Origin of the sequence: Dawidia cretensis (assembly GCF_018598175.1) — a bacterium.
GTDB lineage: Bacteria > Bacteroidota > Bacteroidia > Cytophagales > Cyclobacteriaceae > Ohtaekwangia > Ohtaekwangia cretensis.
This window is the reverse complement of record NZ_JAHESE010000044.1, coordinates 1-24,746: the sequence shown is the minus strand read 5'-3', so window position 1 is coordinate 24,746 and position 24,746 is coordinate 1. Positions and strand designations below refer to the sequence as shown.

The following is a 24,746-nucleotide window of genomic DNA, read 5'->3' as shown; positions in this document are numbered from 1 at the left end:
GTTTAGGGTTGTAGTGGTATATGCCACCCGTCAGTTCACGAGTTGCACACTTCTAAAATAAAACAAAGATTGATCACCTGCACCGGAATTTTTAAATACCAGATACAAATCGTGATAACCGGTGGTTGCGGTCGCCGTAATGCCGATTGTCTGTGACCCTTTGCCGGTAGTCCTGCCCTTTCCGAACAAGGCTCCGTCGGGCTTGTCAAGGTGCAATTCCACTTCACCCCCCGCCTGGTCGGCTGGTACAATCAATGTCACCTTTGCCTGCCGGATTCCGGTCAGGTCCAAATGCTTGAACGCCGCCCGTGCGTTGTTCTTCACATCGGCCAGCACCGACTGATCGTTCTCTTTCCGGCGTTGCGCACCGTCTATCTCCGTGGCCTCGCGTGCGGTGAGCACAGCGCTGCGCAATACAATCACCTGGTTTGCCGACAAAGCCGGTACATTGCCCGCGCCACCCTTATCCTGGTAAGATGCCGTCAGCATATAAACACCGTCCGTTTCTTTGCCCGGCGTAACCTTACCTTGTAGCGGCAACTTCGCCGGCGCCTTCGTATCGGCCAGCGACAGAATGTATTCCACCATCTTCTTGGCATCGTCCACGCTCACCTGCGGGTGCGCCGCCATTTCGGTACCACCCCAAATGCCCGCGCCGCCTTTGATGACTTTCGCGGCCAGTTGTCCCGGGGCGTCACCGTTGCCCTTGTAGCGTTCGGCCACCTGCAGGTAGCTGGGGCCGGCCGAACGTTGGTCGATCGTGTGACACGACTTGCAATCGCTCTTCGCAATCAACGCCTTGCCGGGCAACTCTGCCGTCGGCATCTGGTGCCCCTGGGCAACCTGCGCCATGTCAAAGCCTTTCACATAGTCGAATGTTACGGTTACCGCAGCCGGGTCGATCTTGCCGTCTGCGGTGCTGCCGTCTTCGGCGTCCGTAGCCTCCACCACGTATGCCACGGGCGTACCCGGGAAGAAGAAAGTTTTGTTGCCGCTGGCCAGCGACGCCTTCACTTCGGGCGGCGCATTGCCGGCGGCCACTTGCACGGAGGTGATGGCCTCCAGGCCTTTGTCATCCACGACCTTGAGCTGCACCGGGTAGACGCCGGGTTTGTCGAAGGTCACGGTAAAGAGGCTGTCCTTTGCCTCATAGTCCTTACCCGCGGCCTTCAGCGTAAGTGTAAGCTTGTCGCCTTTGTCATGGTCGAACGTACCCGCGGCCGAGAACTGTACTTGCAGGGGTACGCCGCCGTTGATCTGGCTGGCCTTCAGCCTGGCTACCGGTGCGCGGTTGCCGGGGTTGTAGTCGATTCGCACCAGACGTGCGTCGAGGTTCTGCGCAAACCACTTGGTGCCGTATTCCAACATGTACAACCGGCCGTCGGGACCAAAAGCCATGTCGATAATGTTGTTGAAGTTGATGTTGGGCATGAAAGGCTCCATGTCCATGATCTTATCCTGTCCGTCCAGGCTTACAAGGAAGATCCAGTTACGCATCCAGTCGTACGCGATCAGCTTATCATCGAAGTAATCCGGGAACGCCGTCGAGACGCCTTTGTACAGGTCGCTATGATACACCGGCCCGGCCATGGCGTTGCGTCCACCCTCCTTCAGCATCGGAAACTCGTCGGAATGTGCATACGGGTAGTAGATCAGCGCCGGGGTCGCCGGCGGCAAGTCATGTTTACCGGTGTTGTTGATCGACTCGTTTACCGGCAGCGCCGGATCCCACCAGCCTTTGATCTCGCCGGTAGCATAGTCATAGCGTGAATACGCTTCGTTCTTGCCGACAAAGTAGGGCCAGCCATAGTTGCCGGGGCGGCGCGCCAGGTTGATCTCATCGTATGAGCGCGGTCCGCGCAGCGAGTCACCTTCGCCGGCGTCGGGTCCCACTTCACCCCAATACAGCGCACCCGTCTTGGCGTCGACCGAAATACGGTACGGGTTGCGACAGCCCATAACGTAGATTTCGGGGCGCGTGTCTGGCTCCTGTTCATCAAAGAGGTTGCCGGCGGGAATGGTATATGTGCCATCCGGTTGGGGCTTGATGCGCAGTACTTTGCCGCGTAAGTCATTGGTGTTGGAAGACGACTTCTGGGCATCATACGGACCGCGGTCCGGGCGTTCATCCGACGGACTAAAGCCGCGCGACTCCCAGGGGTTGGTGTTGTCCCCCGTTGACAGAAACAAGTTACCATCGGGGCCAAACGCCAGCGAGCCCGCGGTGTGACAGCAGCTCTCCCGTTGCGTAGGCACTTCCAACATGACCTTTTCCGATGTACTGTCGATTTGGTCGTTCACAAAGGTGAAACGCGACAGGATGTTGGCGGACTTTTCGGCGTGTGAATAGAAGATATACAGCCAGTGATTTTTGTCAAAGCCGGGATCGGCGGCAATGCCGAGCATACCGTCTTCAAACTTGGTGCCTATGCGGAAAGTGTTTACGACACGTACTTTGCCGCTCTTGGGGTCGTACAGCTTTACATCGCCTTTACGTTCCAGGAAGATGATGCGGCTGTCGGGCAGGATCACCATTTCGGTCGGTTCGTTCAGATTGAAGTCTAACACTGTTTTGGTGAAGCGGCTTTCATCCGGGGCAATCTTGGCAGTGGCCTTCCCGAAGTCCGGCTTGTCGCCTTCGCCCAGGGCATAGCGGATGCCCTGCCACAGGTGATTCCGGAAGAAGGCATCTGCATAGCTTTCGTCGGTGTGGCCCATGCCGGTATAAAATGCCCGGCCACCGTCAAACTCGTGGTACCAGGCAATGGGGTGGTCTTTGCCGTTGCCGCCGCCCTGGTACGACGCTTCGTCGAGATTGTACAGCACCTCGAGGTCGGCGCCGATGCTGCGGTAGTTATACCACTCGTCGGTACGCAACACCGATTGTTGCAGCGAGTCGCCTTCGAACGTTGGTTTCAGTGCCACGATGCGGGCCTCCTGGATCTTCGGGTGGCTTTTAAAATACGCACCGGTCAGGCGACCGAACCATGGCCATTCATACTCGGTATCGGAGGCAGCGTGTACACCCACAAAGCCGCCGCCCGCCTGAATGTAGCGGCGAAAGGCGCCCTGCTGCTCCAGGTCGAGTACGTTACCGGTAGTGCTCAGGAATATGACCGCATTGTAGCGGCGCAGATTGTCTTCGGTAAACACCGATGCGTCTTCGGTTGTGTCGACGTCAAAGCCGTGTTCCCGGCCAAGTTCCAGCAGCGCTTTCTTTCCCGCGCCGATAGAGGCATGCCGGTAGCCGGTGGTTTTAGAGAACACCAGGACGCGTGGCCGCTCCTGGCACGAAAAGAGTAGGCACAGCAATAACGCTGGCACGATAAAGCTCAGATTTTTCATAGGAGGTTAGGATGGGCATAAAAAAACCTGGAAGCCGCAGCCTCCAGGTTTTTAATGTTATTTCAATTCCTTGATTTTGAGGTTGCGGAACCAGACCTGGTCGCCGTGATCTTGTAATGCAAAGTGTCCTTTCTTGGTCTTGCCGAAGTCGGGCATGCTCTTGAACTTGCTGGCGGCCACCATTTCGTCCCAGGCAGCATCGTGCATGGTAAAGGTCACGACCTTCTTGCCGTTCAGCCAGAACTCATACTTGCCTTTGTTCGAGATGATGCGGGCTTCGTTCCATTCGCCGGCAGGCTTCACGGTTTCTTCCGAGCAGGCGATCAGATCATACAGGTCGGCGGCGCGATGCTTGTGGATTTTCGCATCGGGGTGACCATTGTTGTCGAGCACTTGCATTTCCGGACCGGTAACATATACCGCGCTATACTTAGGGTCTTCTACCACGTTGAACAGCAGACCGCTGTTGCCATTCGGCGCAATCTTCCAGTCATAGGAAAACTCGTAGTTTTCATATTCACCGGCAGTGATCAGATCACCACGGCCTTCTTTGGTAGAAGCATCGAGGTACAGGGCGCCGTCGGCTACCTTCCAGGCCGTGCCGTCAGACTTGCCGTTAAATACTTTCCAGCCTTTGGTGCTGGTTCCGTCGAAAAGCAGTTTCCAACCGGCCTTTGTCTCGGCGGCAGTCAGCTTATTTTGGGCTTGTGTAGGTGCGCTCATAACCAGGGCAATGGCGGTCAGCAATACAATGATTCTTTTCATGTTCAGGATGTTTAGCAAATGATGGATAGAACGATCAATCTTTCAGTTTCTCGCCGTCGAGCGACAGCACATACATGGCCATCTTCTCGGCATCGGCTTGCGACAGATCGGCGTGCGCGGTCATCGGTATCTCACCCCAGTTGCCCGCACCGCCGGCAATGATCTTACCGGCCAGCATGGTTACGTTTGCTTTTGTGAACTCGTATTTCTTAGCCACTTCCGCGTGTGCCGGGCCAATGATCTTGTTCGTGGGGTGGTGACAGGTTTTGCAATCGCTGTTGTCGACAAGCGCCTGACCTTCTTTGATCAGGTCGTCGGTCGATGCCGCTTTGGGCTCGGCCGTCTCGTAGTCGCTATACGCATCACCTTCCTCTTTCTTCTCTTCTTCTTTTTTCGATCCTCCGCACGATGTAAGCGCAAAACTGGCTACCCCTGCAAGGGCCACGATGACGAATAATTTTTTCATGTCTGTAGTCGATTTATACTGTTGTGTCTGTGATTTTATAAAATTAGAGGCCCAGAATCCGTTTGTTTAGCTTCTGGTCTTTGCCTGCCGACGCAAAATCGTCAAAGGCACGTTCCGTCACGCGAATGATGTGGTCCTGGATAAAGGGTGCGCCCTCGGCAGCGCCCTGCTCGGGGTGTTTAATACAGCACTCCCACTCCAGCACGGCCCATCCGCTGTAGTCGTATTGGGTCAGCTTGCTGAAGATCGCACTGAAGTCCACCTGCCCATCGCCCAGAGAGCGGAAACGACCGGGACGGTTTACCCAGTCCTGGTAGCCGCCATACACGCCTGATTTACCGGTGGGGTTAAATTCGGCGTCCTTGACGTGGAACATCTTAATGAAGGTGTGATAGAAGTCGATATACTGCAGGTAGTCCAGCTGTTGCAACAGCAAGTGGCTGGGGTCATACAGCATGTTGCAGCGCGTATGCTGCCCGGTAGCCTCCCAGAAACGCTCGAAGGTTATACCGTCGTGCAGGTCTTCCCCCGGGTGAATCTCATAGCACAGGTCAACACCCGCTTTGTCAAAGGCATTGAGAATGGGCAGCCACCGTTTCGCCAGGGCGGCAAAGCCGTCTTCCACCAGGCCTGCCGGGCGTTGTGGCCACGGGTACATGGTGTGCCACATCAGCGCGCCCGAAAAGGTAGCGTGCGCATTCAGGCCCAGGTTGCGGCTCGCTTTGGCAGCGAACTTCAGCTGCTCAGTGGCCCATGCCTGGCGCTCTTTGGGATTGCCGCGCACCGCCTTTGGCGCAAAGCCGTCGAACAGCTCATCGTAGGCGGGATTTACCGCTACGAGCTGCCCTTGCAGGTGTGTCGAAAGCTCGGTGACCTGCAGGCCTGTCGACTCGACAATGCCCTTCCAGTCGTCGCAGTAGTCTTTGCTCTCCGCTGCTTTTTGCAGGTCGATGCAGCGGCTGTCCCACGTGGGAATCTGCACGCCCTTATACCCCAGTGAAGCGGCCCATTTGCAGAGTGTCTTCAGGTTATCGAACGGAGCCTGGTCGCCGAGAAACTGCGCCAGGAATATAGCCGGTCCTTGTATCTGTTTCATGTGTCTGTCGTGTTACGGAAAGGCTAGATGTCTTTCAGCGGTACCCACTTTTTGTTAGACGTAGCCGACTTCACGACGGTCTGCACGAAGTTCATGCCGCGTACGCCATCCTCCACATCGGGAAAGTCATACTTCTCGTAGTTAACCTTCTTGCCCGGCTTGTAGTCGCGTAAGGCGCGGCTAAAGGCGCGATAGATGTTAGCAAACGCTTCCAGGTAGCCTTCCGGGTGACCGGCCGGTGTGCGTGTAAACGACTTGGTGTGGTCAGACAGGTAGCCCTGGCCGGCGCGGATTATTTCCTGAGGCTTATTGAGCCATTTTATCTTGAGGGTATTGGGCTCCATCTGGCGCCATTCCAGGCCACCATGCTCGCCGTAGATACGGATGTTGAGGTCGTTCTCTTCGCCGGCCGCTACTTGTGTGGCCATCAAAATACCGGAGGCACCGTTGTCGAAACGCAGCAACATAGACGAATCGTCGTCCAGGTTACGGCCCTTTACAACCGTGTTCAACATGGCGCAAACTTCGGTGATCTTGTTGCCCGTGATATATTCCGCGAGGTTGGCAGCATGTGTGCCGATGTCGCCAATTGCACCACCCATACCCGACTGTTTGGGATCGGTACGCCAGGAGGCTTGTGCATTACCACTCTTCTCCGCAGCGGTCGACAACCAGCCCTGGGGATATTCAACAAATACTTTGCGGATTTTGCCCAGCTTACCGGCGCGCACCATCTGGCGTGCCTCTTTCACCAGCGGATAGCCCGTATAGGTGTGCGTAAGACCGAGAATAAGGCCGGTCTTGTCGACCAGCTTGCGAAGTATTTTGGCTTCGTCTACAGAAAAGGCAATAGGCTTCTCCACGATCACGTGAAAGCCATACTCGAGGGCCATTTTAGCGGGGCCGAAGTGTACGTGGTTGGGAGTGACGACGGAAACAAAGTCCATCCGCTGGTCGGCGGGCAGCTGTGATTCCTTCTCGAACATCTCCTGGTAGGTTTCATACACCCGTTTCGGATCGAGATATAACGCTTGCCCGGTCGCTTTGGACTCGCCGGGTACAACACTGAAAGCACCGCATACTAATTCAATCTCGCCATCAATTCCCACAGCTTTGCGGTGTACAGGGCCGATAAAAGAGGTGAGTCCCCCTCCTACCATCCCCATGCGTAATTTTCTTTTCATGAGTGTTAATGATTGGTTGTTAAGGTTTAAGATGATCCTATCCCATTACCGGAAAGACGCCTACCCTGTCTTTACCGGTCGGATATTTCATACGTTTGTATTTTGTTGCAATAAAGTATTCTCAGCTTGAAAAGTAAACAAATAAAATTACCGGAAACGATTGCAAAGCCTTCCGCGTCCGCAATTTTTTACACTATTGCGCAAAATTTGCATTGCCATCGTGACAACCAGAGGCCACGCCTTATAGTCATAGTGACAATTGGTGGCGAGCGTTAACGCTGAGGCATCTCTTGTGTATTTCATAAATTACAGTTTGGCACCTGCACTATAGCGACCTTATAGTGACATTCAGCCATACCAAAGCCAGGAATAAGCCACTATAAAGTTAGTCGCCAGTCCCGTGCAGACGTTTTGTGAATTCTCATCGTTCTGATTTCCGTCACCAAAATCTTCGGGAAATTCCCGCTACCTTTGGCCATCGTAGTACGTAACCGATATTCATGACCGAATCGCTCTTTCTTCGAAATCTTTGGTATTTCGCCATGCACGGCGAGTTTTTGAAACCGGGTAAACTTATTGCCAAAGAGATTTTAGGCGAACGGATCGTCTTCGGACGCAACGAACAGGGTGAGCCTTTTGCCTTGAAAGACAACTGTCCCCACCGGGGCGTGCCCCTGTCCATGGGGTGGTACGACGGCAAGGAAATCCAGTGTTGCTACCACGGCTGGAAGTTCAACCATGCCGGCACCTGCACGGAGATCCCGGCCCTGGCCGACGACAAGTTCGACCGCTCCAAGATCAAGGTCTTCAAATACCCGTGCCGCGAGTTGAACGGCACCATCTGGATCTACATTCCCCGCAACAAGACGCAACTCGAGGGCGCCGAAAGCCGGCTGCCCGACCTCCTCATAAAGCCCGAGCTGAAGTTCAGATTTGTCGAAAAGGTAACGATGCCTGCCGACGTCGACCATGCCGTAATCGGCCTCATCGACCCCGCCCACGTAACATTTGTACACCAATCGTGGTACTGGCGTTCGGCTAAGAAACTGAAGCAGAAAGAGAAACACTTCGAGCCCGACGGTCTGGGCTTTAAGATGGTAAGGCACAAGCCGTCGTCGAACTCCAAGGGCTATTCAATTCTGAAGGGTGAGACTTCTACGGAGATCAACTTTCAGTTGCCGGGCAATCGCTTTGAGCACATTCGCGTGGGCGAGCATGAGATCGTGTCTATCACGTGCCTTACGCCCATCAACGAAAATGAGACCGAGCTGAATCATATCTTCTATGCTTCCTTCGGTTTTGTAAAATACCTGTGGTGGCCGCTGCGCTATTTGGGCAAGCAGTTTATCCATCAGGACCTCGGCGTGTTCCGCAAGTTACAGAAGGGGCTGGAAACGAAGCCTACGCTGATGCTGCTGGGTGAACCCGATGCGCAGGCGCGCTGGTATCATGAGTTGAAACGGCAGTGGGACTTGTCGCAGCAGGAAGGGAAGCCGTTTGAGAATCCCATTCCTAAGAAAACACTGCATTGGGTCACTTAAGCGAGACAACGCCTGGAGGTCAACGGGAGTAAACCCGGACTTGTCCTAGTCCTTTCTATACTAGCTTATCTCTAGCTTAAGTCTAGGTTAACACTAGCTTAAGTCTAGGGTATCCCCGCTTTATCCGCCAAAAACGCTGTATTTTTCTTCGCTCTCGCTTCCACACGGACACTGGTTCATTACCAGTCATCGCTGTCTTTCTTCTTCTGAAGCTCAGTGTACTGGAGCTTGTCTGTAAAGGCTTTATCCAGTAATCCTAAAGTATTTGGCTTGCACCAATCCGGCGACAGAATTGTCGCGCTATTCTTTGTGGCGTAGTTTGTCAGACGATCTTTTTCGCTGATGTTCTTGTAGCCAATGTTGCCTGTTACCATCAACGTACGGAACGTCAGGCGGTACTTTCCGTCCTTTACGGCGGCCGTAACTTTACCGCTATACTTTCCCGTTTGGATGATGGGCGGGGTAGCTACCTGGGTAAATTGAAATTTTTTATAGTCGACTACAATGTCATTTACATCGAATGACACTTCGTCGCCGCTGACGGTTACATTGGCAACATAGGGCAATGCTTTATAAAATGCCGCCATCTTTTCGGCGGTGACGGAATCTTGTACAAAGACCTTTTGATAAATGATCTCCTGATCGACGACCTTGAAGTTGCCGTAGGTAGTGGTGGGTTGGGCCTGGGCAAAAAGAGAAACAGAAGCCAGGATCAAAGAGCAAAAAATACCTCTCATGGGGGTGTTAAGTTTCCCCAAAGGTAACGAACGGGTGTCAATCACCCATACGGCCGGACCAAAACAAAGGCCGTTCGACCGGGTAGGGTGTCGAACGACCTTCATGTGTATCGGCTAGATGAACTTGCTAAGCAGGTTCTCGTAGTACTCTTGTTTGCCGCTGATCTGTTGCGGCTCGCCGGCCTTGTGGGCCAACGTGCGCAGCTCTTCCAGGGTCACTTTGCCTTGCTCGAACTGTCTACCTTTGCCGCTGTCGAACGATGCATACCGTTCTTTGCGCAGCTTCAGGTACGTGCCGTCGTCGAGGATGGACTGGGCTGTCAGCAGGGCGCGGGCAAACGTGTCCATACCGCCAATGTGTGCGTAGAAGACATCCACCAGGTCGGTTGAGTTGCGGCGTGTCTTCGCGTCGAAGTTTACGCCGCCGTTCTTAAAGCCGCCGGATTGTAAAATCACCAGCATGGCTTCCGTCAGCTCAAACAGGTTGTTCGGGAACTGGTCGGTATCCCAGCCGTTCTGGTAGTCGCCGCGGTTGGCGTCGATGCTGCCGAGCACGCCGGCGTTGGCCGCTACCTGCAGCTCGTGATCGAAGGTATGTTGGGCCAGGGTGGCATGGTTTACTTCGATGTTCAGCTTGAAATCATCCATCAGGTCGAACTCGCGCAGGAAGGCGATACACGTTGCGGCGTCGAAGTCGTACTGGTGTTTCGACGGCTCCATGGGCTTAGGCTCGAGCAGGAAGGTGCCTTTAAAGCCTTGCGCACGGGCGTAGTCTTTTGCTACGTGCAGGAAGCGCGCCATATGCTCTTGCTCACGCTTCATATCGGTGTTGAGCAGTGACATATAACCTTCGCGGCCGCCCCAGAATACGTAGTTCGTACCCCCCAGCTCGATGGTAGCGTCCAGGGCATTCTTTACCTGTGCGCCGGCATGGGCCACGACGTTAAAATCCGGATTGGTAGCGGCACCGTTCATATAGCGCGGGTGCGAGAACAGGTTGGCTGTACCCCACAGCAGCTTTACGCCGGAAGCCTTTTGTTTTTTCCTGGCATACTCCACCACCTTCGCCAGGCGTGCTTCGGACTCTTTCAAGGTAGACCCTTCGTCTACCAGGTCGTAGTCGTGAAAGCAATAGAAAGGCGAACCGATCTTGGTAATAAACTCAAAGGCTGCATCCATTTTGTCGAAGGCGCGCTCAACGGCATCTTCGCGTTGGTTCCAGGGGAAGTTCTTGGTGCCCGGTCCGAACGGATCGCCGCCGGTGCCGCAGAAGGTATGCCAATAGGCAATGGCAAAGCGGAAGTGCTCTTCCATGGTCTTCTTGCCGATCTTGCGCTTGGCGTCATAGAATTTAAACGCGAGCGGGTTGTCGGAATCCTTGCCTTCGTACTTGACCTGGCCTACGCCTTTGAAGTACTCTTTGTCTCCAAGTGAAAGTTTCATAGTATAGCCTTAATTGATTTGTTTCTGTAATTGTTGAAGCCAGCGGTCATACGCCGCGGCATACGCATCGGCCTTGCCGGCCACCGGATCTTCCGAGCGAATAAGCTTCAGTCCGCGGAAGGCATCTTCAAACGCGCCATAGATCCCCGCGCCTACGCCTGCACCCAACGCTGCGCCTTTCGAACCATCAGTATCATACAGCTCCAGCCGGGCGCCAATGGTATTCACAAACGCTTCGCGGAACAGCGGGCTTAAGAACATGTTCGCATTGCCGGCACGGATCACCTGTGTCTTCAGGCCCATTTCCTGTAACACATCAAAGCCATACTTCAGCGCAAACACAATACCCTCCTGCGCCGCGCGGAAGAGATGCGCCTGTCCATGTTGATTGAAGTCCAGGCCAAACAATGAGCTGTTGATGTTTTTGTCCTCCAGCACGCGCTCAGCGCCATTGCCAAAAGGCAACACCGTCAAACCTTCCGCACCAATCGGTGCACCGGCCGCGATGCTATTGATGCGGTCATAACCGTACAAATCACCCTCGCCGCGCGCCATCTTGCGCAGCCAGCTGTTAAGAATGCCCGTACCGTTAATGCAGAGCAATACACCGTTGCGTTTCGCGGGGTGTTTATCATTGACGTGAATGAACGTGTTGACCCGCGAGCGCGTGTCATATGCGTTCTTGTCGGTCACGCTATAGATCACACCCGAAGTGCCTGCCGTGGCAGCGGTCTCGCCGGGATTGAGCACATTGAGAGAGAATGCGTTGTTGGGTTGATCGCCGGCGCGATAGCTTACCGGAATACCTGCCGTCAGACCCAATTGCCCGGCTACCGCCGCACGTACTTTTCCCTGAATCGAAAAGGTTGGCTCCTGCCGGGCCAGCATGCTGGCGGGAACGCCGTATTGCTCCAGCAGGCGCTTAGACGGCGCCTCGTCCTGGTAGTCCCAGAACATACCTTCCGAGAGGCCCGATGCGGTGGTTACGACTTCGCCGGTAAGCTTCATTGCCAGGTAGTCGCCGGGCAGCATGACTTTGTCGATCCGGTCAAAGACCGCGGGCTCGTTCAACTTCACCCAGCGCAGCTTGGAGGCTGTAAAGTTACCGGGCGAGTTCAGCAAGTGTTGCAGGGCATAGCCTTCGCCAAGCACCTTCGACGCGTTCTTGCCGATCTCGACGGCACGGCTGTCGCACCAGATGATCGACGGCCGCAATACATCCTGGTTCTTATCGACACAGACCAGGCCGTGCATTTGATAGGAAATACCAATGGCGGCAATGGCCGCGGGGTTGACACCCGACTGCATCAGGGCGCCCTGCAGCGCCTTGACGGCGTGCTCCCACCACAGGGCGGGATCTTGCTCGGCCCAGCCCGGCTGCACGGCCAGCATGCCCATTTCTTCGGCAGGCGAATGTGCCGCGCCAACGGTCAGGCCCGTGTCGGCATCGACCAGCGAGGCCTTCACGGAAGAGCTTCCGACATCGTACCCCAGGAGGTATTTCTTCATATTAACAATGGTTCAATCGGTTGATGATGTCGGTAAAGATATAACTTATAGTACATTTGACTACAAGGTGTCCGAAATTATTTTCTATCTTGGCCTCCACAGCACACTTATGCCCATGCCCCACGAAACACCCGATGCGATTATTGATGCTCTGTCGATCGACTGTCTGATCTTTGGCTTCCAGAAGAACGAGCTCGACATTTTGCTCGTACAACACGGCGAAGGGATCAGCAAAGGTAAATGGGCGCTGCCGGGCGGCTGGATCAAATACAACGAAAGCGCCGACGCTGCCGCGGCCCGCATTCTGCAAGACCTTACCGGTGTGTCGAAGATCTACCTGGAGCAGCTCCGGGCTTTTGGCGACGTGCAGCGCTACCCTACCAAGCGTGTCATCACCATTGCGTATTATGCGCTGGTTAAGCCCGAGGCCTATACACTGGGTGCCGGCTTCACTGCGTCGGACGTGAAGTGGTTTAAGCTGGGCGACGTGCCCTCCTTACCCTACGACCACAGCGCCATTCTCCACGCCGGCCTGCGGCACCTCAAACACAAGGTGCGCCACGAGCCGATTGGGTTCAACCTGCTGCCCAAGAAGTTTACACTGCTGCAACTACAGGAATTGTACGAAGCACTGCTGGGCCAAAAGCTGGACAAGCCCAACTTCCGGCGTAAGCTCATGAAAATGAACCTGCTACTGCCGTGTAAAGAAAAGCAGACCGATGTGTCGCACCGCGCCGCCAGCCTCTACCGTTTCGACAAAAAGACCTATGATAAACTGACCGAGAAGGGCTTTACGTTCGAGCTCTAACGGCGTGTGGCCAGGCCGGTGATCTATTATAATAGTCTAAACGACCATAACCCACTGGAATAATTGTAGCTTGCAATCGTTGGAAAGCAACAAAAATACATCCATATTCCGGGCGCTAAACCTAAATCGAACATATACTATCCTATGGAACAAACCATTGACCGCTCACGCCTGTTTTGGGCCAGCTGCCTGGCGCTGCTGGTTACATCCCTGTCGTTCGGCATCCGCGCCGGTATCCTCAACGAGCTGGGTACTACTTTTCAACTTTCCGCCACCGAGCTGGGTGTCATCACCGCTACAGCCTTCTGGGGCTTTCCGCTGGCGGTAATCATCGGTGGCATGGTGGTCGATATCATCGGCATGAAGCGTCTGCTGGTGGTCGCCTTCCTGTTCCACCTGGCGGGCATCATCTTTACGATCTTTGCCTCCGGCTATTGGTCGCTCTTCCTGTCCACGTTGCTGATCGGCATTGCCAACGGTACAGTCGAAGCGGCATGTAACCCGCTGGTAGCAACCATTTACCCCGACAACAAAACCACCAAGCTTAACCACTTTCACTTGTGGTTCCCGGGAGGCATTTTTATCGGCACACTCATCGTATTCTTCTTTACCAAGCTCGGCCTCGGCTGGCAGGTGCAGGTAGCCACCATGCTGATCCCTACGCTGCTATACGGCTACTTTTTCTCACGCCTTACTTTCCCGGTAACAGAACGTGTCGCCAAGGGTGTTTCTACCGGCGAGATGTACAAAGCATTGCTTAGCCCGCTTTTTATCTTTATGATCATCTGCATGTTCGGCACCGCGATCACCGAGCTGTTCACCGGTCAATGGATCGACGTGCTACTGCGCAGCGTAACCGATAACGCCCTGCTCGTGCTGACACTGACCACCGGCATCATGGTAATAGGCCGTGGCCTGGCAGAGCCAGTCGTACACCGGTTCTCACCGCAAGGTGTGCTGCTGATATCTGCCGTACTTTCGGTATTGGGTCTCTACCTGCTGGGCCATACCAGCGGCAACATGATCTTTGTCGGCGCGCTGGCGTTCGGCATGGGTGTATGCTACTTCTGGCCAACGATGATCGGCTTTGTTGCCGAGAACCTGCCCCGCACGGGGGCTGTCGGCCTGAACTTTATGGGCGGCGCCGGCATGTTTGCCGTGTCACTGTATCTCATTTTCATGGGCGGGTACTACGATAACCTGGTGAAAAGCAAGATCCCTGCAGGAATCTCGGAAGCTGAAACCGTCAACCTGCTGGCAGAGGCGCGGAAGGCGGCTGGGCCTGAAATCATCAATGTGACACTCGTTATTCCCATTATACTCACGGTTGCCTTCGCTGGCCTCGTGTTTTATATGCGCGGGCGGAAGAAGGCGGTAGTGTAATAGCCCTAATAACACCAAAACTTGAAATGAGGATGCTCTAACGCATCCTCTTTTTTTTTGTATTACGGCATCGGACATGCCATTCCAATACCCTGGCCCGAATTCTGCTAAACAATCTCCGTTAACTTTAACGATCTAATCTTTCCTATGAGAAAACTTCCAACGCTTTGTCTACTCACGGCATTTGCCATCACCAGTTTTCTCTTCACGGGCTGTTCCAGTGAAGACGACGACCCAGATCCCGCCACCAGATTGGGTAGCATTAAAGCAACTTTTACCGGCACACGAAGAGACGGCCTTGCCTTTAACCACTCAACCGAATACAAATTTACAGATGGTGGAACCAGCAATCCCCAAACTTCGAGTTGGTTCGAAACGATATTCAACGATCGTCTCCAACGCAACATTTATGTTTATCGACGGGCAGGTTCCCCCTCTAGCGAAGATATGGCAGGATTTTCGCTCGCCGAGAGAGATGGCGAGGTTTCATTCCGGATGCTCAACGCCGCCACGACAATCGTTGCTGACGATCGAACATACTTTCGCGTGAATTTCTACAGTCCCTCGGCATCGAATGCGTTCGAGCCGGTCATGTCCGACTACGTGTTCAACGCCGCCACCGGCGAGCTCAGATTCAAATATAGTTTCAGATTCGCCAAAGATGACGTAAACAACTCCACTGAGAATGACATGCAGATTACACTCGATGTAAACGTTTTGCTTTACAAAGAGTTATAGTCGCACGAGCGAAATACAACCCGCAAGAAGGGGCTTTCGCGCCCCTTCTTTTTTTGCCTATCCGGAAATATCCCGAAGAAATCCGCGCCATCGGCCATTTGCGTACATGCAGGAAACTACACAATCGTTTCCTTGAGTATGAAGAAACTTATCCTGATATTACTGATAGCATCCGTGAATGACAGTATGGCACAGAAACTGAACGTCGTCGATCCGGTTAAATTCCTCGCCCTGGGCGACTCGTACACCATTGGTGAAAGCGTCGCTCCCGCCGAGCGGTGGCCGGTACAGTTGGCCGAGGCCTTGCGCAGAAAAGGGCTCTCCTGCCCCGATCCTACTATCATTGCCACTACCGGCTGGCGCACGGATAATCTCAAAGACGCCATTCAGCAGGCCCATCTCAAGCCGGAGTACACGCTGGTGTCACTGCTCATCGGCGTCAACAATTATTACCAGGGTAAGTCGGTGGAGGCCTATGGTCCTGAGTTTGAGGGACTGCTCAGTACGGCCATCGCCCTGGCGGGCGGCCAGCGCGCGCACGTGTTTGTTGTCTCCATTCCCGACTATGGCTATACACCCTTTGGCAAAGACAAACAAATTACCATCACGCTGGGCATCGACCGGTTTAACGCTGCCAACAAAGCCATCGCCATTCGCATGGGCGTGACGTATATCGACATTACAGGCATCTCACGCCGCGGACTCGCTGACGCGGATTTAGTGGCCGGCGACGGCTTGCATCCTTCCGGCAAAATGTATACCGCGTGGACAGCGCTGATCCTGGAACATCTAAAAATCGCCAGGCCGGCAGACGAAGGTAACAACACCCCCACAACACCCGAAAACGGCATTCGCGATGCACGCTATAGTTTGAAAGTATACCCCAATCCATTCCACGACATCCTCCAGGTCCAAAGCCATGCTGCACCGTCGCCCAACCGGCGTTTGAGCTTGTTGACCAGCACCGGCGAAACGATTAAACACGTCCTGCTTGATACCCAGGGCACGATCCTGATCCCCACCGCCGACCTGGCCGCCGGCACATACTTCTTATCCTTGCGCGACCAGGATACCGAAGTGCTGCGCGAGCCGATTGTGAAGCATTAAACAGCGTGAAGTATGAGCGCGAAGAAACTGTCGCGCTTCCAAATGAAGTCCGTTGCCGCGCACAAATAAGCCTGATTTATAGGTGTAGCTGGATAATTGCTTTTCTGATAGCCTCTTCGTTTCTTGACGGAAAGTAGTTTATGAGCTCCGCAACCTTACGCGTCACTTCTGAGATCGGCACCTTGCGCAGGCTTTTGGTGCACAGCCCCGACAGCAGTCTGGGCAAAGTAGTGCCGTCCAAAGCGCAGGACTGGCTCTTCGAAGACATTGTTCACCTCGACACTATACGCCGCAAAGAGTACGATTTTTATACCCGCATCCTGCTGTATTTCCTGGATCCTGCGCGCATTCAGGGAAAGCTGACGACCATCGACGATCCCCGCAACGGCCGGGCCTTCTTTAAACCTTGTCACGACGATTTTCACCGTTCTGAAAATGTCATCGAGCTGCAGTGGCTGCTGGCGGATATCCTGGCCGACACCAGCATACGCCTGCGCCTGGTTGCCTCGGTCTGCGCCATCGAGTTCTGCTCGTATGAAACGCAGAACAACCTCTTCGCCCTGGAACCACGCGAGCTTTCGAAAGTACTCATCAGCGGCATCCTGCACGATGGGCGCATGCTCTTTCCGCCGATTCCCAACTTTATCTTCACACGCGACATCGGCGTGGTTATTAACGACCATATACTCTTAAACCGGCCGGCAAAGAAAGCGCGTACGCGCGAAGCCCTGCTGACCAAATATATATTCTTCAACCACCCCTTGTTCACAACATTTCGCGACAAGATCCTGGAGATCGAAGATACCTCCTATCATTTCCTCATGCCCAAGGACACCGACGAGAAGAAGGTGACGTTGGAGGGGGGCGATGTGATGATGATCACCCCGAGGCACCTGTTGCTGGGCATCAGCGAACGCACCACGGTGGAAGCCGCTCACCAGGTGATCAACCTGCTCTTTGCCCGGCAGATCGTCGATACCATCACGGTCATTCGCATTCCGAAGAAGCGAGACTACATGCACATCGATACGGTCTTCACACAGGTGAAACGCAACGTGTGGGTCATGCTGGGCAACTTCTCGCGCACGAACATCCGCAAAGAAAACGCCGACCCCATCGAACGCATTCTGGAAAGCAAAAAGAAGGACGACCCGGTCAGGATCACGCAGTTTCACCGGCACGCCCCGGAGAGTCCCGTGTCGTTCGACAGCCTGGAAGACCTGCTCATCAATATCAGCGAGAACGAATTGATGAGCCCCGAAAAAACGGTATTTATATACTCGGGCAACAATGAGTTTCCGTACGACGTGCGCGAGCAGTGGACAGATTCCTGTAACGTACTGGCCCTGCGCGAAGGCGTGGTGTTGGGATATGACCGCAATGACAAGACTACCGAAGCCTTTCGCGCGGCAGGCTTTTCCGTTATCACCGCCGAAGCGCTGCTGGCAAGCCTCGAAGCCGGCACCCTCCAGCCCGCAACCCTGCGCGACACGCTGATCGTGATGCCCTCCGCCGAGCTGTCACGCGCCCGCGGTGGCTTTCACTGCATGAGCCTGCCCTTGTGGCGGGAAGACCTAACGCATCAATCCTGAACTGCTATGGCCACGCCCCTGCAAACAACTTCGCATATACTGATGATCCGCCCGGTACACTTTGGGTACAACACGCAGACCGCGGTCAACAATGCTTTTCAGTCCGTCGAAGATCTGGACGCCCAGGGTATGGCGCTGCACGAATTTGATTTGTTTGTAGCCCTGTTGCGCCGGCATAGCATAGACGTGACCGTTGTAGACGACACCCCCGCGCCGCATACGCCCGACTCGATCTTTCCCAACAACTGGATCTCTTTTCATGACGACGGCCGCGTGGTGTTATACCCCATGTACGCCGTCAACCGCCGGCTGGAGCGTAAGCCTCACGTACTGAAAGCGTTACGCTCACACTTCCGCCTGACCACGCCCATTGACCTGTCGGAATACGAGCAGCAGGATCGCTTCCTGGAAGGCACCGGCAGCATGGTGTTAGACCGCACCCATAAGATCGCCTACGCCTGTCTTTCACAACGTACCGATGCCGGCGTGCTCGAAGATTTCTGCCGTCGGCTGGGGTACACGCCCCATACCTTTACCGCCACGGATGCGAACGGCTATCCTATTTATCACACCAACGTGATGATGTGCATTGCCGATACCTATGCCGTGATCTGCCTCGATTCCATTGCCGACAACGCCGAGCGACAACAGACAATAAAATGCCTGGAAAGAACAGACAAAGAGATCATTACCATCACGCTGGACCAGATGAATCACTTTGCCGGCAACATGTTGCAGGTCAGCAACGCTACGGGTGAGCGCTTTCTCGTTATGTCGTCTCGGGCGTATCGTTCGCTTACCCCGGGACAAATTTCCCAAATTGAACAACGAAACCCAATTATACACTCTCCGTTAGATACCATCGAACGCAATGGCGGCGGCAGCGCCCGGTGTATGATCGCCGAGGTATTCCTGCCGGTTGAATGAACGCCGGAAAATTGCTAGTTTTATCACTCAATGCCTGTCATTTGAATCCGTTAAGGCCTATTACCGCTACCCCGGAACAGCCGGTCCAAACTGTTTCTGGTTTGCACATCGTTGCGAACTTCTCCGTGCACGACGTGGATAAACTGATTGATTTTCAACCCTTTCGCACCTTTATCGAAGACCAGATCGACACGCTCGGCTTATGCCGTGTGGGCGACGTCTACCATAATTTCCCCGGCGGCGGCTTCACGGGTGTCGTCTGCCTGACGGAGTCACACCTGTCGGTGCACACGTGGCCCGAGCAGCGCTACCTGACCTTCGACGTATTTTTATCCAACTATTTGAAAGATAACCGGGCCGTCACGCACCGTCTATACGACGCTGTGCGGATGTTCTTCGATGCCACGGTGCTTTGGGAACAGCGTCTTGATCGTTAAGTTATGAGTCTACATACCCGTATCACCTGTCCGGGCTGTCAGGCCCCGTATACACTTCGCCTGCGCCTTACCGGCCGCTTTATATGCCTTCGTTGCCGGGCGCAAGCCGTGGTAGACGGCATCGCGCAAGACGCCTCCAGGCCGCTGGTGACGGCAGCGCCCATGCCCGACGACCTGAGCTTTGTTCAGATCGGTACGACCGGGGTACTGGACGATGCTCCGTTCGAGGTGATCGGCCGCATACGCCTGCAGTTGCGAAACGACTATAAAAACTTCTGGTGCGCCGTGCGTAAAGAAGGCAGCGGTTTCTGGATAGCCGAGTCGTTCGGAAGCTTTGCCGTATACAACGGCGCCTGGCAACCCTATACCGACCTTGCTTCCAAACTACGGTCGAACAAAACCATCCCCTTGCCGGATGTCCCTGTCACGGGCGAGTATGTGGAGCGCTGTGAAGGCCTCGCCTTGTCCGGCGAGCTGTTACCCTGGAACGTCGTCGATCCCGGGTGGTTTGTCGTGCAGGGTAGCAAGGGCGCGCGTACCGCTTTTTTTATGACCAAACCCAACGTCGGCGGTGTACACTACCTGCTGGGCAAAAAGGTCCCGGTAGAAAATCTAAAATTGGCCAATACCCTTCCGTGGAATGAGTGGAACTAACAACATCATCAGCTGCCCGGCCTGCAACACTTCTCATACACTCCGCGGCAAGGCCCTGACACGGGCCCTGACCTGTAAAAACTGTGGCGTTTATTTCCGCACCGGCAGCTGGAACAAAGAGCAGGAGAAATTTCAGCTTTCCTACACCTTTGAACCCGTGCTTCCCATCGGCGCCAAAGGCGAGATCGAGGGTTTTGTTTATGAGGTGATGGGGGTTGTCATCAAGACTGAGCGAAAGTATAAATACTCCTGGCGTGAGTACCTGATCTTTAACCGCCACCGTGGCTATGCATTTCTCTCAGAGTACGATGGCCATTGGAATATGGTCTGGCCGGTGGAGAGTGATCCGCGTGCCTCGCTCTTTCCGGGCGGGTTTTATGAAGGTGAGCAACGCTTCCACCTATACCAAAAGTACAGCGCCGATGTGGTTTATGCCCGTGGCGAATTCTTCTTCGATGTTGTCGACATGACCGCTTCCACGCAAAATGAAGAGTATATCAATCCGCCGTATTTCTTTGCGTTGGAATCCAGTGACGACAGTATGCTGTGGTGCAAAGGTGAATATTTTAAACGCCAGGAGATCGCCGACATCTTTTCCGTACCGCTCAATAAGATGCCCCGTTCCGCCGGATTGGGATATACCCAACCCGTCACAGGCTCCTTTAGCATCTCTTCGCTGGTTATTAGCCTGATCGTGCTGATTGCGGCGGCGCTGGTGATCCAATCCATGATCAGTACCCGCTCCGCCGACGAAAACGTCTTTCAGCGGGGCTTTGCTTTCGCCGATTTTAAAGATCAAAAGTTTGTCGCGACGGAACCTTTCCACCTAAAGGGCGGACCGCAAAGTATCCAGATTAACATCCACGTGCCGGTCGATAACGATTGGTTCTTTTCCGAATTCGCGCTGGTGAACGAAACCACCGGCGAGGAGTATAACTTTACAAAAGAGATCGAATATTACCATGGTTACGACTACGAAGATGAGATCCATTGGTCGGAAGGCGGCACCACCGCAGAGGCCTATATTTCGCGTCTGCCCGAGGGCGCGTACCACGTCAATATATACCCGGAGTTCGGCACCACGGTAACAGGCTTTGACATGGTCATCTGGCGCGACGTTCCTTCCCGGTTGAACCTCCTCTGGGTGGTCATTGGGCTGGCCATCTTTCCTGTTATTTACATCATCTGGGCGAAGGCACGAGAAAAAGGACGCTGGGCGGACAGCGACTATTCACCATACGAATAAACACAACACCATGAACCTGACCGATCTCAAAGGATTAAAATATTATCTGATCTATGCCGTGGCCTTGCTGGCATTCTTTGCTTATTCGGGCATGGTCGGCTGGAAGTGGTTTAACCCCACCAAAACCGAGCGCGAGCGCAGCGAACGCGCACCCGGCACCCACGGACGGAGCTATATCTATCACAAGTAACCAATACCACGCATCACTTTAAAACACCACACTATGGAATTAAAATACGTTTGGGCATCGATTGTATTCTCCCTCATCGGCATCATCATTCTGGCGCTCGCCTTCTGGGTGGTGGAACGGATCACGCCGGAAAACCTTTGGAAGGAGATCCTGGAAAAGAACAACATCGCGCTCGCTATCATGGCCGGGGCCTTTATGATTGCCATGGGCATCATCATCGGTTCGGCTATTCACAGTTAACAAAATGATTCGGGACGATCGTAACGCCGCTGGCTTCCAGTGGCTGCTGCTGATTTCGGTCTTTGTCGTCGCCACCTGCGGGCTGATCTACGAGCTCGTGGCCGGCACGCTGGCCAGCTACCTGCTGGGCGATTCCGTTACGCAGTTTTCCACCATCATCGGCACGTACCTCTTTGCCATGGGCATTGGGTCGTACCTGTCGCGGTTTCTAAAAGACAACCTGCTGGGCTGGTTTATCAGCATCGAGCTGATGGTCGGCATGGTCGGCGGCTTCAGCGCCGGCGTGTTGTTTATACTCTTCGAGCAGGTCGTTTACTTTCGCATCATCCTCTACGCGTTGGTCGTGTTGACCGGCACGCTGGTAGGTCTCGAGCTGCCGCTGCTGATGCGCATTCTCAAAGACCGCGTCGAGTTCAGCGACCTGGTGTCGCGTATCTTTACGTTCGACTATATCGGCGCGTTGTTCGCCTCGCTCCTTTTTCCCCTGATCTTTATACCCTACCTGGGGCTACTGCGCACATCGTTCTTCTTTGGCTTTCTCAATGTAGGTGTTGCCTGGATTGTGGCGTATCGTTTCAGACACGATCTGCGCCGGTACCGTTCGTTGCGATGGTCAGCTATCGTTTGCCTTTTATTGCTGGCGGTTGGCTTTGCTCTGTCGGAGCACCTTACACGTTTGTCCGAGTCGCTCACCTACCCTGACAAGATCGTATACGCCAAGTCAAGCCCCTACCAACGTATTGTATTGACCCGCAGCGTCAACGACTGGCGGTTGTTCCTCAACGGCAACCTGCAGTTCAGTTCTCTGGACGAATACCGCTACCACGAGGCCCTCATTCACCCCGGGCTTTCCCGTGTAGACCATCCACAAAACATACTTGTGCTGGGAGGTGGCGACGGCATGGCTGTACGCGAAATACTCAAATACCCTTCCGTCAAAAAAATTACCCTGGTGGATCTCGACAACAGCATCACCGCGCTGTTTAAATCTAACGAGGCGCTGATGAAGCTCAACCAGCACTCGCTCATGTCACCCACCGTGACCGTCGTCAATCAGGATGCTTTTGTCTGGATCCGCGAGCAGAAAAACACCTATGACTTTATTACCATCGACTTTCCCGACCCCTCGAATTATTCGCTGGGGAAACTTTATACCACTACTTTTTACCGTGAGCTGCGACGCTTGCTGGCACCCGGTGGCTGTTTGGTCATTCAGTCCACCTCGCCGTTTGTCGCCCGCAAATCCTTCTGGATCATAGACGAGACCTTGCGAAAGACCGGCTTTGCCACGCTGCCGTATCATTGCTACGTCCCGTCGTTTGGCGAATGGGGCTTTGTGATGGGCTTCCAGGGCGAACTGCGCGAAAACTATACATTGCCTGCAGGCCTGCGGTTTATCAGCGCAGCAACCTTGCCGCCGCTCTATTCCTTTCCACCCGATATGGACCGGCTGGCAAGCGAAGCCAACACCCTGAACAACCAGGTGCTGGTCAATACTTTTGAAAAAGAATGGGCTGACTATACACGATGATCACGCGCCGGAAATTTGTGACCCGCCTGGTACAGGGCGCCGGAGCCTCCCTCCTGCTGCCGACGCTGCAACATTGCCGGCCGGCAGAAACCATGCACGCGCAGCTGGGCGGCCCGGATGCCGCGCTGGGCCATCGCCTGCGCACCATGGATTTTGGTCCACCGGTCTCTGACACGACAACCGGCATCGTCATCATCGGCGGTGGCGTGGCCGGCCTCTCTGCCGCGCGCTACTTAAAACGCTATACATCGGACTTTACGCTACTGGAGCTGGCGGCCGAGCCGGGCGGCAATGCCATCGGCGGACAAAACGCCGTATCACGGTATCCCTGGGGTGCGCACTACCTGCCCATGCCAAACGACCAGGACCCCGAGCTCGTGGCGTTCTTGCAAGAGGCCGGCATCATTACCGGCTATACCGACGGTCTGCCGGTATACAACGAATACCACCTCTGCTTCGACCCACAGGAACGGCTCTACATCAACGGCTACTGGCAAGCCGGACTGGTACCGCGCGAAGGTATACCGGTCCGCGACCGCGACGAAATTGAGCGCTTCCTGGCACGCATGCACGAATACAAAGAGATGCGTGGCAGCGATGGCCGCGAAGCGTTTGCCATTCCTGTCGCCAATAGCTCACAAGACCCCGTGCTACGGCAGCTGGATACCATCTCCATGGAGACCTTCCTCACCCAGCACAACTTTACCTCGCCCTTCCTGCGGTGGTATATACAATACTGCTGCGCCGACGACTTCGGTTCCGCACCGGCCGATACGTCCGCCTGGGCAGCTATTCACTACTTCGCATCGCGTAAAGGCAAAGCCGCCAATGCATCGTCGGATACCGTACTGACCTGGCCGGAAGGGAACGGGTGGCTGACCAACCAACTGCAAACACCCCTCCAGGAGCACATTCACACGCGCAGCCTGGTGCACAACATTCAGTGGAGCCGCGGGCAGGTAGCCGTTACGTATTTCGATGCCACCGCCGGCGTTTCGCGCCGCATCCGGGCGCGCGCCGCCATTGTCGCCACACCCCAGTTTATCGCGCGGCGACTTCTGGGCGACACCACCCGCACATTCCGGCCCGAAGCCTTTCAATACGCCCCCTGGATGGTGGCCAACGTCACTACTACCGCCGACCTGACCGAAAAACGCGGCGAGCCCGTTTGCTGGGACAATGTACTCTACGGCAGCGAGTCCCTGGGGTATGTCAACGCCGTGCATCAAAAGGCCGGCCTCACAGGTACAGAACGCGTATTAACCTACTACCTACCCCTGCTCGGCACCGACGCGCTTGCCCGCCGCCAGCAGGCACAACGCACCACGGCCGACGCCTGGACCGACATCATCCTCGCCGACCTGCAACGCCCGCACCCAGGCATTGAACAACACATTTCTTCCCTTGACCTCTGGATCTGGGGCCACGGCATGATCCGCCCCGCGCCAGGCTTTATCTGGGGCACCGACCGGCCGGAAGCTGCCAGGCCGCTACAAGACACCGTATACTTTGCGCATTCGGACGTCAGCGGCTTGTCGATCTTTGAAGAAGCATTTTACCAGGGCCACACCGCCGCCCGGCAAGCATGGCAGACACTATAAAACCATATCGTCAACCCTGGCTCGCAGACCCGCTGCGCGAAAGCCTGCTCATCCTCGCGCCCGCCTTTCTGCCGGTGGCGGTCATTGTATTATTTCATGATTATTTCCAGGCAAACCACGAGGTGTCTACCGTCTGGTGGGTCGTGCTGGTGCTTGGCATCGACGTAAGCCACGTCTACAGCACCCTGTTCCGGCTATATTGGGAC

Annotated in this window: 22 protein-coding genes and 1 pseudogene; 15 read left to right on the top strand and 8 right to left on the bottom strand. The window is 54.8% G+C overall.

The features are described 5' to 3' along the window. Positions 1-30 precede the first annotated feature (30 nt). The 5 genes from KK062_RS26925 to KK062_RS26905 are packed head-to-tail and all read right to left on the bottom strand — an operon-like array spanning position 31 to position 6,856. A complete protein-coding gene (locus tag KK062_RS26925; protein WP_254087487.1) occupies positions 31-3,345 on the bottom strand; it encodes a ThuA domain-containing protein in 3,315 nt (1,104 codons plus the stop codon). Positions 3,346-3,402: 57 nt separating this feature from the next. Then, positions 3,403-4,110, bottom strand: coding sequence for a 3-keto-disaccharide hydrolase (locus tag KK062_RS26920; RefSeq protein ID WP_254087486.1), 708 nt, complete (start codon positions 4,108-4,110; stop codon positions 3,403-3,405). 34 nt (positions 4,111-4,144) lie between these two features. Further along, entirely contained in the window at positions 4,145-4,576 is a 432-nt protein-coding gene (locus KK062_RS26915; protein WP_254087485.1) for a c-type cytochrome, read from the bottom strand. A gap of 43 nt (positions 4,577-4,619) precedes the next feature. Beyond that, a complete protein-coding gene (locus KK062_RS26910) occupies positions 4,620-5,672 on the bottom strand; it encodes a sugar phosphate isomerase/epimerase family protein (RefSeq protein WP_254087484.1) in 1,053 nt (350 codons plus the stop codon). Between the two features lie 23 nt (positions 5,673-5,695). Next, positions 5,696-6,856 (bottom strand): Gfo/Idh/MocA family protein, encoded by a 1,161-nt coding sequence (locus tag KK062_RS26905; protein ID WP_254087483.1) that lies wholly within the window; start codon positions 6,854-6,856, stop codon positions 5,696-5,698. A 500-nt stretch (positions 6,857-7,356) separates the two neighbouring features. On the opposite strand from KK062_RS26905, the gene KK062_RS26900 reads away from it, so the two are divergent. Further along, entirely contained in the window at positions 7,357-8,397 is a 1,041-nt protein-coding gene (locus KK062_RS26900; RefSeq protein WP_254087482.1) for a Rieske 2Fe-2S domain-containing protein, read from the top strand. 179 nt (positions 8,398-8,576) lie between these two features. Here KK062_RS26900 and KK062_RS26895 read toward each other — a convergent pair whose 3' ends face one another. From KK062_RS26895 to KK062_RS26885, 3 genes are all read right to left on the bottom strand, one after another. After that, positions 8,577-9,134 carry a hypothetical protein gene (locus KK062_RS26895; protein ID WP_254087481.1) on the bottom strand — a complete coding sequence of 186 codons (558 nt, stop codon included), beginning with the start codon at positions 9,132-9,134 and terminating at the stop codon, positions 8,577-8,579. Positions 9,135-9,248: 114 nt separating this feature from the next. After that, positions 9,249-10,577: a xylose isomerase gene (gene xylA / locus KK062_RS26890; protein WP_254087480.1), complete on the bottom strand. Its 1,329-nt coding sequence runs from the start codon at positions 10,575-10,577 to the stop codon at positions 9,249-9,251. 9 nt (positions 10,578-10,586) lie between these two features. Beyond that, positions 10,587-12,086: a xylulokinase gene (locus KK062_RS26885; protein ID WP_254087479.1), complete on the bottom strand. Its 1,500-nt coding sequence runs from the start codon at positions 12,084-12,086 to the stop codon at positions 10,587-10,589. A gap of 115 nt (positions 12,087-12,201) precedes the next feature. Here KK062_RS26885 and KK062_RS26880 point away from each other — a divergent pair, with 115 nt between their 5' ends. The 14 genes and pseudogenes from KK062_RS26880 to KK062_RS26815 all read left to right on the top strand — a co-directional run. After that, positions 12,202-12,894, top strand: a complete 693-nt coding sequence (locus KK062_RS26880) for an NUDIX hydrolase (RefSeq protein WP_254087478.1) — start codon at positions 12,202-12,204, stop codon at positions 12,892-12,894. A gap of 144 nt (positions 12,895-13,038) precedes the next feature. Beyond that, complete coding sequence (locus tag KK062_RS26875) at positions 13,039-14,277, top strand: MFS transporter (RefSeq protein ID WP_254087477.1); 1,239 nt, start codon at positions 13,039-13,041, stop codon at positions 14,275-14,277. A 147-nt stretch (positions 14,278-14,424) separates the two neighbouring features. Continuing rightward, positions 14,425-15,015: a hypothetical protein gene (locus tag KK062_RS26870; protein ID WP_254087476.1), complete on the top strand. Its 591-nt coding sequence runs from the start codon at positions 14,425-14,427 to the stop codon at positions 15,013-15,015. A gap of 138 nt (positions 15,016-15,153) precedes the next feature. After that, complete coding sequence (locus tag KK062_RS26865; protein ID WP_254087475.1) at positions 15,154-16,122, top strand: GDSL-type esterase/lipase family protein; 969 nt, start codon at positions 15,154-15,156, stop codon at positions 16,120-16,122. A gap of 140 nt (positions 16,123-16,262) precedes the next feature. Further along, positions 16,263-17,714 carry an arginine deiminase family protein gene (locus tag KK062_RS26860; RefSeq protein WP_254087474.1) on the top strand — a complete coding sequence of 484 codons (1,452 nt, stop codon included), beginning with the start codon at positions 16,263-16,265 and terminating at the stop codon, positions 17,712-17,714. Positions 17,715-17,720: 6 nt separating this feature from the next. After that, on the top strand, positions 17,721-18,641 hold the full coding sequence (gene ctlX, locus KK062_RS26855) for a citrulline utilization hydrolase CtlX (RefSeq protein ID WP_254087473.1): 921 nt from the start codon (positions 17,721-17,723) through the stop codon (positions 18,639-18,641). Between the two features lie 101 nt (positions 18,642-18,742). Next, on the top strand, positions 18,743-19,078 hold the full coding sequence (locus KK062_RS26850) for an S-adenosylmethionine decarboxylase family protein (RefSeq protein WP_254087472.1): 336 nt from the start codon (positions 18,743-18,745) through the stop codon (positions 19,076-19,078). A 3-nt stretch (positions 19,079-19,081) separates the two neighbouring features. Next, positions 19,082-19,732, top strand: coding sequence for a hypothetical protein (locus tag KK062_RS26845; protein ID WP_254087471.1), 651 nt, complete (start codon positions 19,082-19,084; stop codon positions 19,730-19,732). Further along, on the top strand, positions 19,719-20,978 hold the full coding sequence (locus tag KK062_RS26840) for a DUF4178 domain-containing protein (protein ID WP_254087470.1): 1,260 nt from the start codon (positions 19,719-19,721) through the stop codon (positions 20,976-20,978). Before KK062_RS26845 ends, KK062_RS26840 begins: the two co-directional genes overlap by 14 nt. A 10-nt stretch (positions 20,979-20,988) precedes the next feature. Then, positions 20,989-21,168, top strand: coding sequence for a hypothetical protein (locus tag KK062_RS26835; protein WP_254087469.1), 180 nt, complete (start codon positions 20,989-20,991; stop codon positions 21,166-21,168). Between the two features lie 33 nt (positions 21,169-21,201). Then, the gene (locus tag KK062_RS26830) at positions 21,202-21,408 is read left to right on the top strand and encodes a DUF350 domain-containing protein (protein ID WP_254087468.1); all 207 of its coding nucleotides are present in this window, start codon (positions 21,202-21,204) and stop codon (positions 21,406-21,408) included. Positions 21,409-21,412: 4 nt separating this feature from the next. Then, positions 21,413-22,939, top strand: a complete 1,527-nt coding sequence (locus tag KK062_RS26825) for a polyamine aminopropyltransferase (RefSeq protein ID WP_254087467.1) — start codon at positions 21,413-21,415, stop codon at positions 22,937-22,939. Further along, positions 22,936-24,540, top strand: coding sequence for an FAD-dependent oxidoreductase (locus tag KK062_RS26820; RefSeq protein ID WP_254087466.1), 1,605 nt, complete (start codon positions 22,936-22,938; stop codon positions 24,538-24,540). Before KK062_RS26825 ends, KK062_RS26820 begins: the two co-directional genes overlap by 4 nt. Next, positions 24,525-24,746: pseudogene (locus KK062_RS26815) on the top strand (hypothetical protein); the annotation flags it as partial. The gene KK062_RS26820 and the pseudogene KK062_RS26815, both read left to right, overlap by 16 nt.

Coding starts and splice junctions, on each gene's coding strand:
- KK062_RS26925 (WP_254087487.1), bottom strand. CDS start 3,345: ATGAAAAATCTGAGCTTTATCGTGCCAGCGTTATTGCTGTGCCTACTC.
- KK062_RS26920 (WP_254087486.1), bottom strand. CDS start 4,110: ATGAAAAGAATCATTGTATTGCTGACCGCCATTGCCCTGGTTATGAGC.
- KK062_RS26915 (WP_254087485.1), bottom strand. CDS start 4,576: ATGAAAAAATTATTCGTCATCGTGGCCCTTGCAGGGGTAGCCAGTTTT.
- KK062_RS26910 (WP_254087484.1), bottom strand. CDS start 5,672: ATGAAACAGATACAAGGACCGGCTATATTCCTGGCGCAGTTTCTCGGC.
- KK062_RS26905 (WP_254087483.1), bottom strand. CDS start 6,856: ATGAAAAGAAAATTACGCATGGGGATGGTAGGAGGGGGACTCACCTCT.
- KK062_RS26900 (WP_254087482.1), top strand. CDS start 7,357: ATGACCGAATCGCTCTTTCTTCGAAATCTTTGGTATTTCGCCATGCAC.
- KK062_RS26895 (WP_254087481.1), bottom strand. CDS start 9,134: ATGAGAGGTATTTTTTGCTCTTTGATCCTGGCTTCTGTTTCTCTTTTT.
- xylA (WP_254087480.1), bottom strand. CDS start 10,577: ATGAAACTTTCACTTGGAGACAAAGAGTACTTCAAAGGCGTAGGCCAG.
- KK062_RS26885 (WP_254087479.1), bottom strand. CDS start 12,086: ATGAAGAAATACCTCCTGGGGTACGATGTCGGAAGCTCTTCCGTGAAG.
- KK062_RS26880 (WP_254087478.1), top strand. CDS start 12,202: ATGCCCCACGAAACACCCGATGCGATTATTGATGCTCTGTCGATCGAC.
- KK062_RS26875 (WP_254087477.1), top strand. CDS start 13,039: ATGGAACAAACCATTGACCGCTCACGCCTGTTTTGGGCCAGCTGCCTG.
- KK062_RS26870 (WP_254087476.1), top strand. CDS start 14,425: ATGAGAAAACTTCCAACGCTTTGTCTACTCACGGCATTTGCCATCACC.
- KK062_RS26865 (WP_254087475.1), top strand. CDS start 15,154: ATGAAGAAACTTATCCTGATATTACTGATAGCATCCGTGAATGACAGT.
- KK062_RS26860 (WP_254087474.1), top strand. CDS start 16,263: ATGAGCTCCGCAACCTTACGCGTCACTTCTGAGATCGGCACCTTGCGC.
- ctlX (WP_254087473.1), top strand. CDS start 17,721: ATGGCCACGCCCCTGCAAACAACTTCGCATATACTGATGATCCGCCCG.
- KK062_RS26845 (WP_254087471.1), top strand. CDS start 19,082: ATGAGTCTACATACCCGTATCACCTGTCCGGGCTGTCAGGCCCCGTAT.
- KK062_RS26840 (WP_254087470.1), top strand. CDS start 19,719: ATGAGTGGAACTAACAACATCATCAGCTGCCCGGCCTGCAACACTTCT.
- KK062_RS26835 (WP_254087469.1), top strand. CDS start 20,989: ATGAACCTGACCGATCTCAAAGGATTAAAATATTATCTGATCTATGCC.
- KK062_RS26830 (WP_254087468.1), top strand. CDS start 21,202: ATGGAATTAAAATACGTTTGGGCATCGATTGTATTCTCCCTCATCGGC.
- KK062_RS26825 (WP_254087467.1), top strand. CDS start 21,413: ATGATTCGGGACGATCGTAACGCCGCTGGCTTCCAGTGGCTGCTGCTG.
- KK062_RS26820 (WP_254087466.1), top strand. CDS start 22,936: ATGATCACGCGCCGGAAATTTGTGACCCGCCTGGTACAGGGCGCCGGA.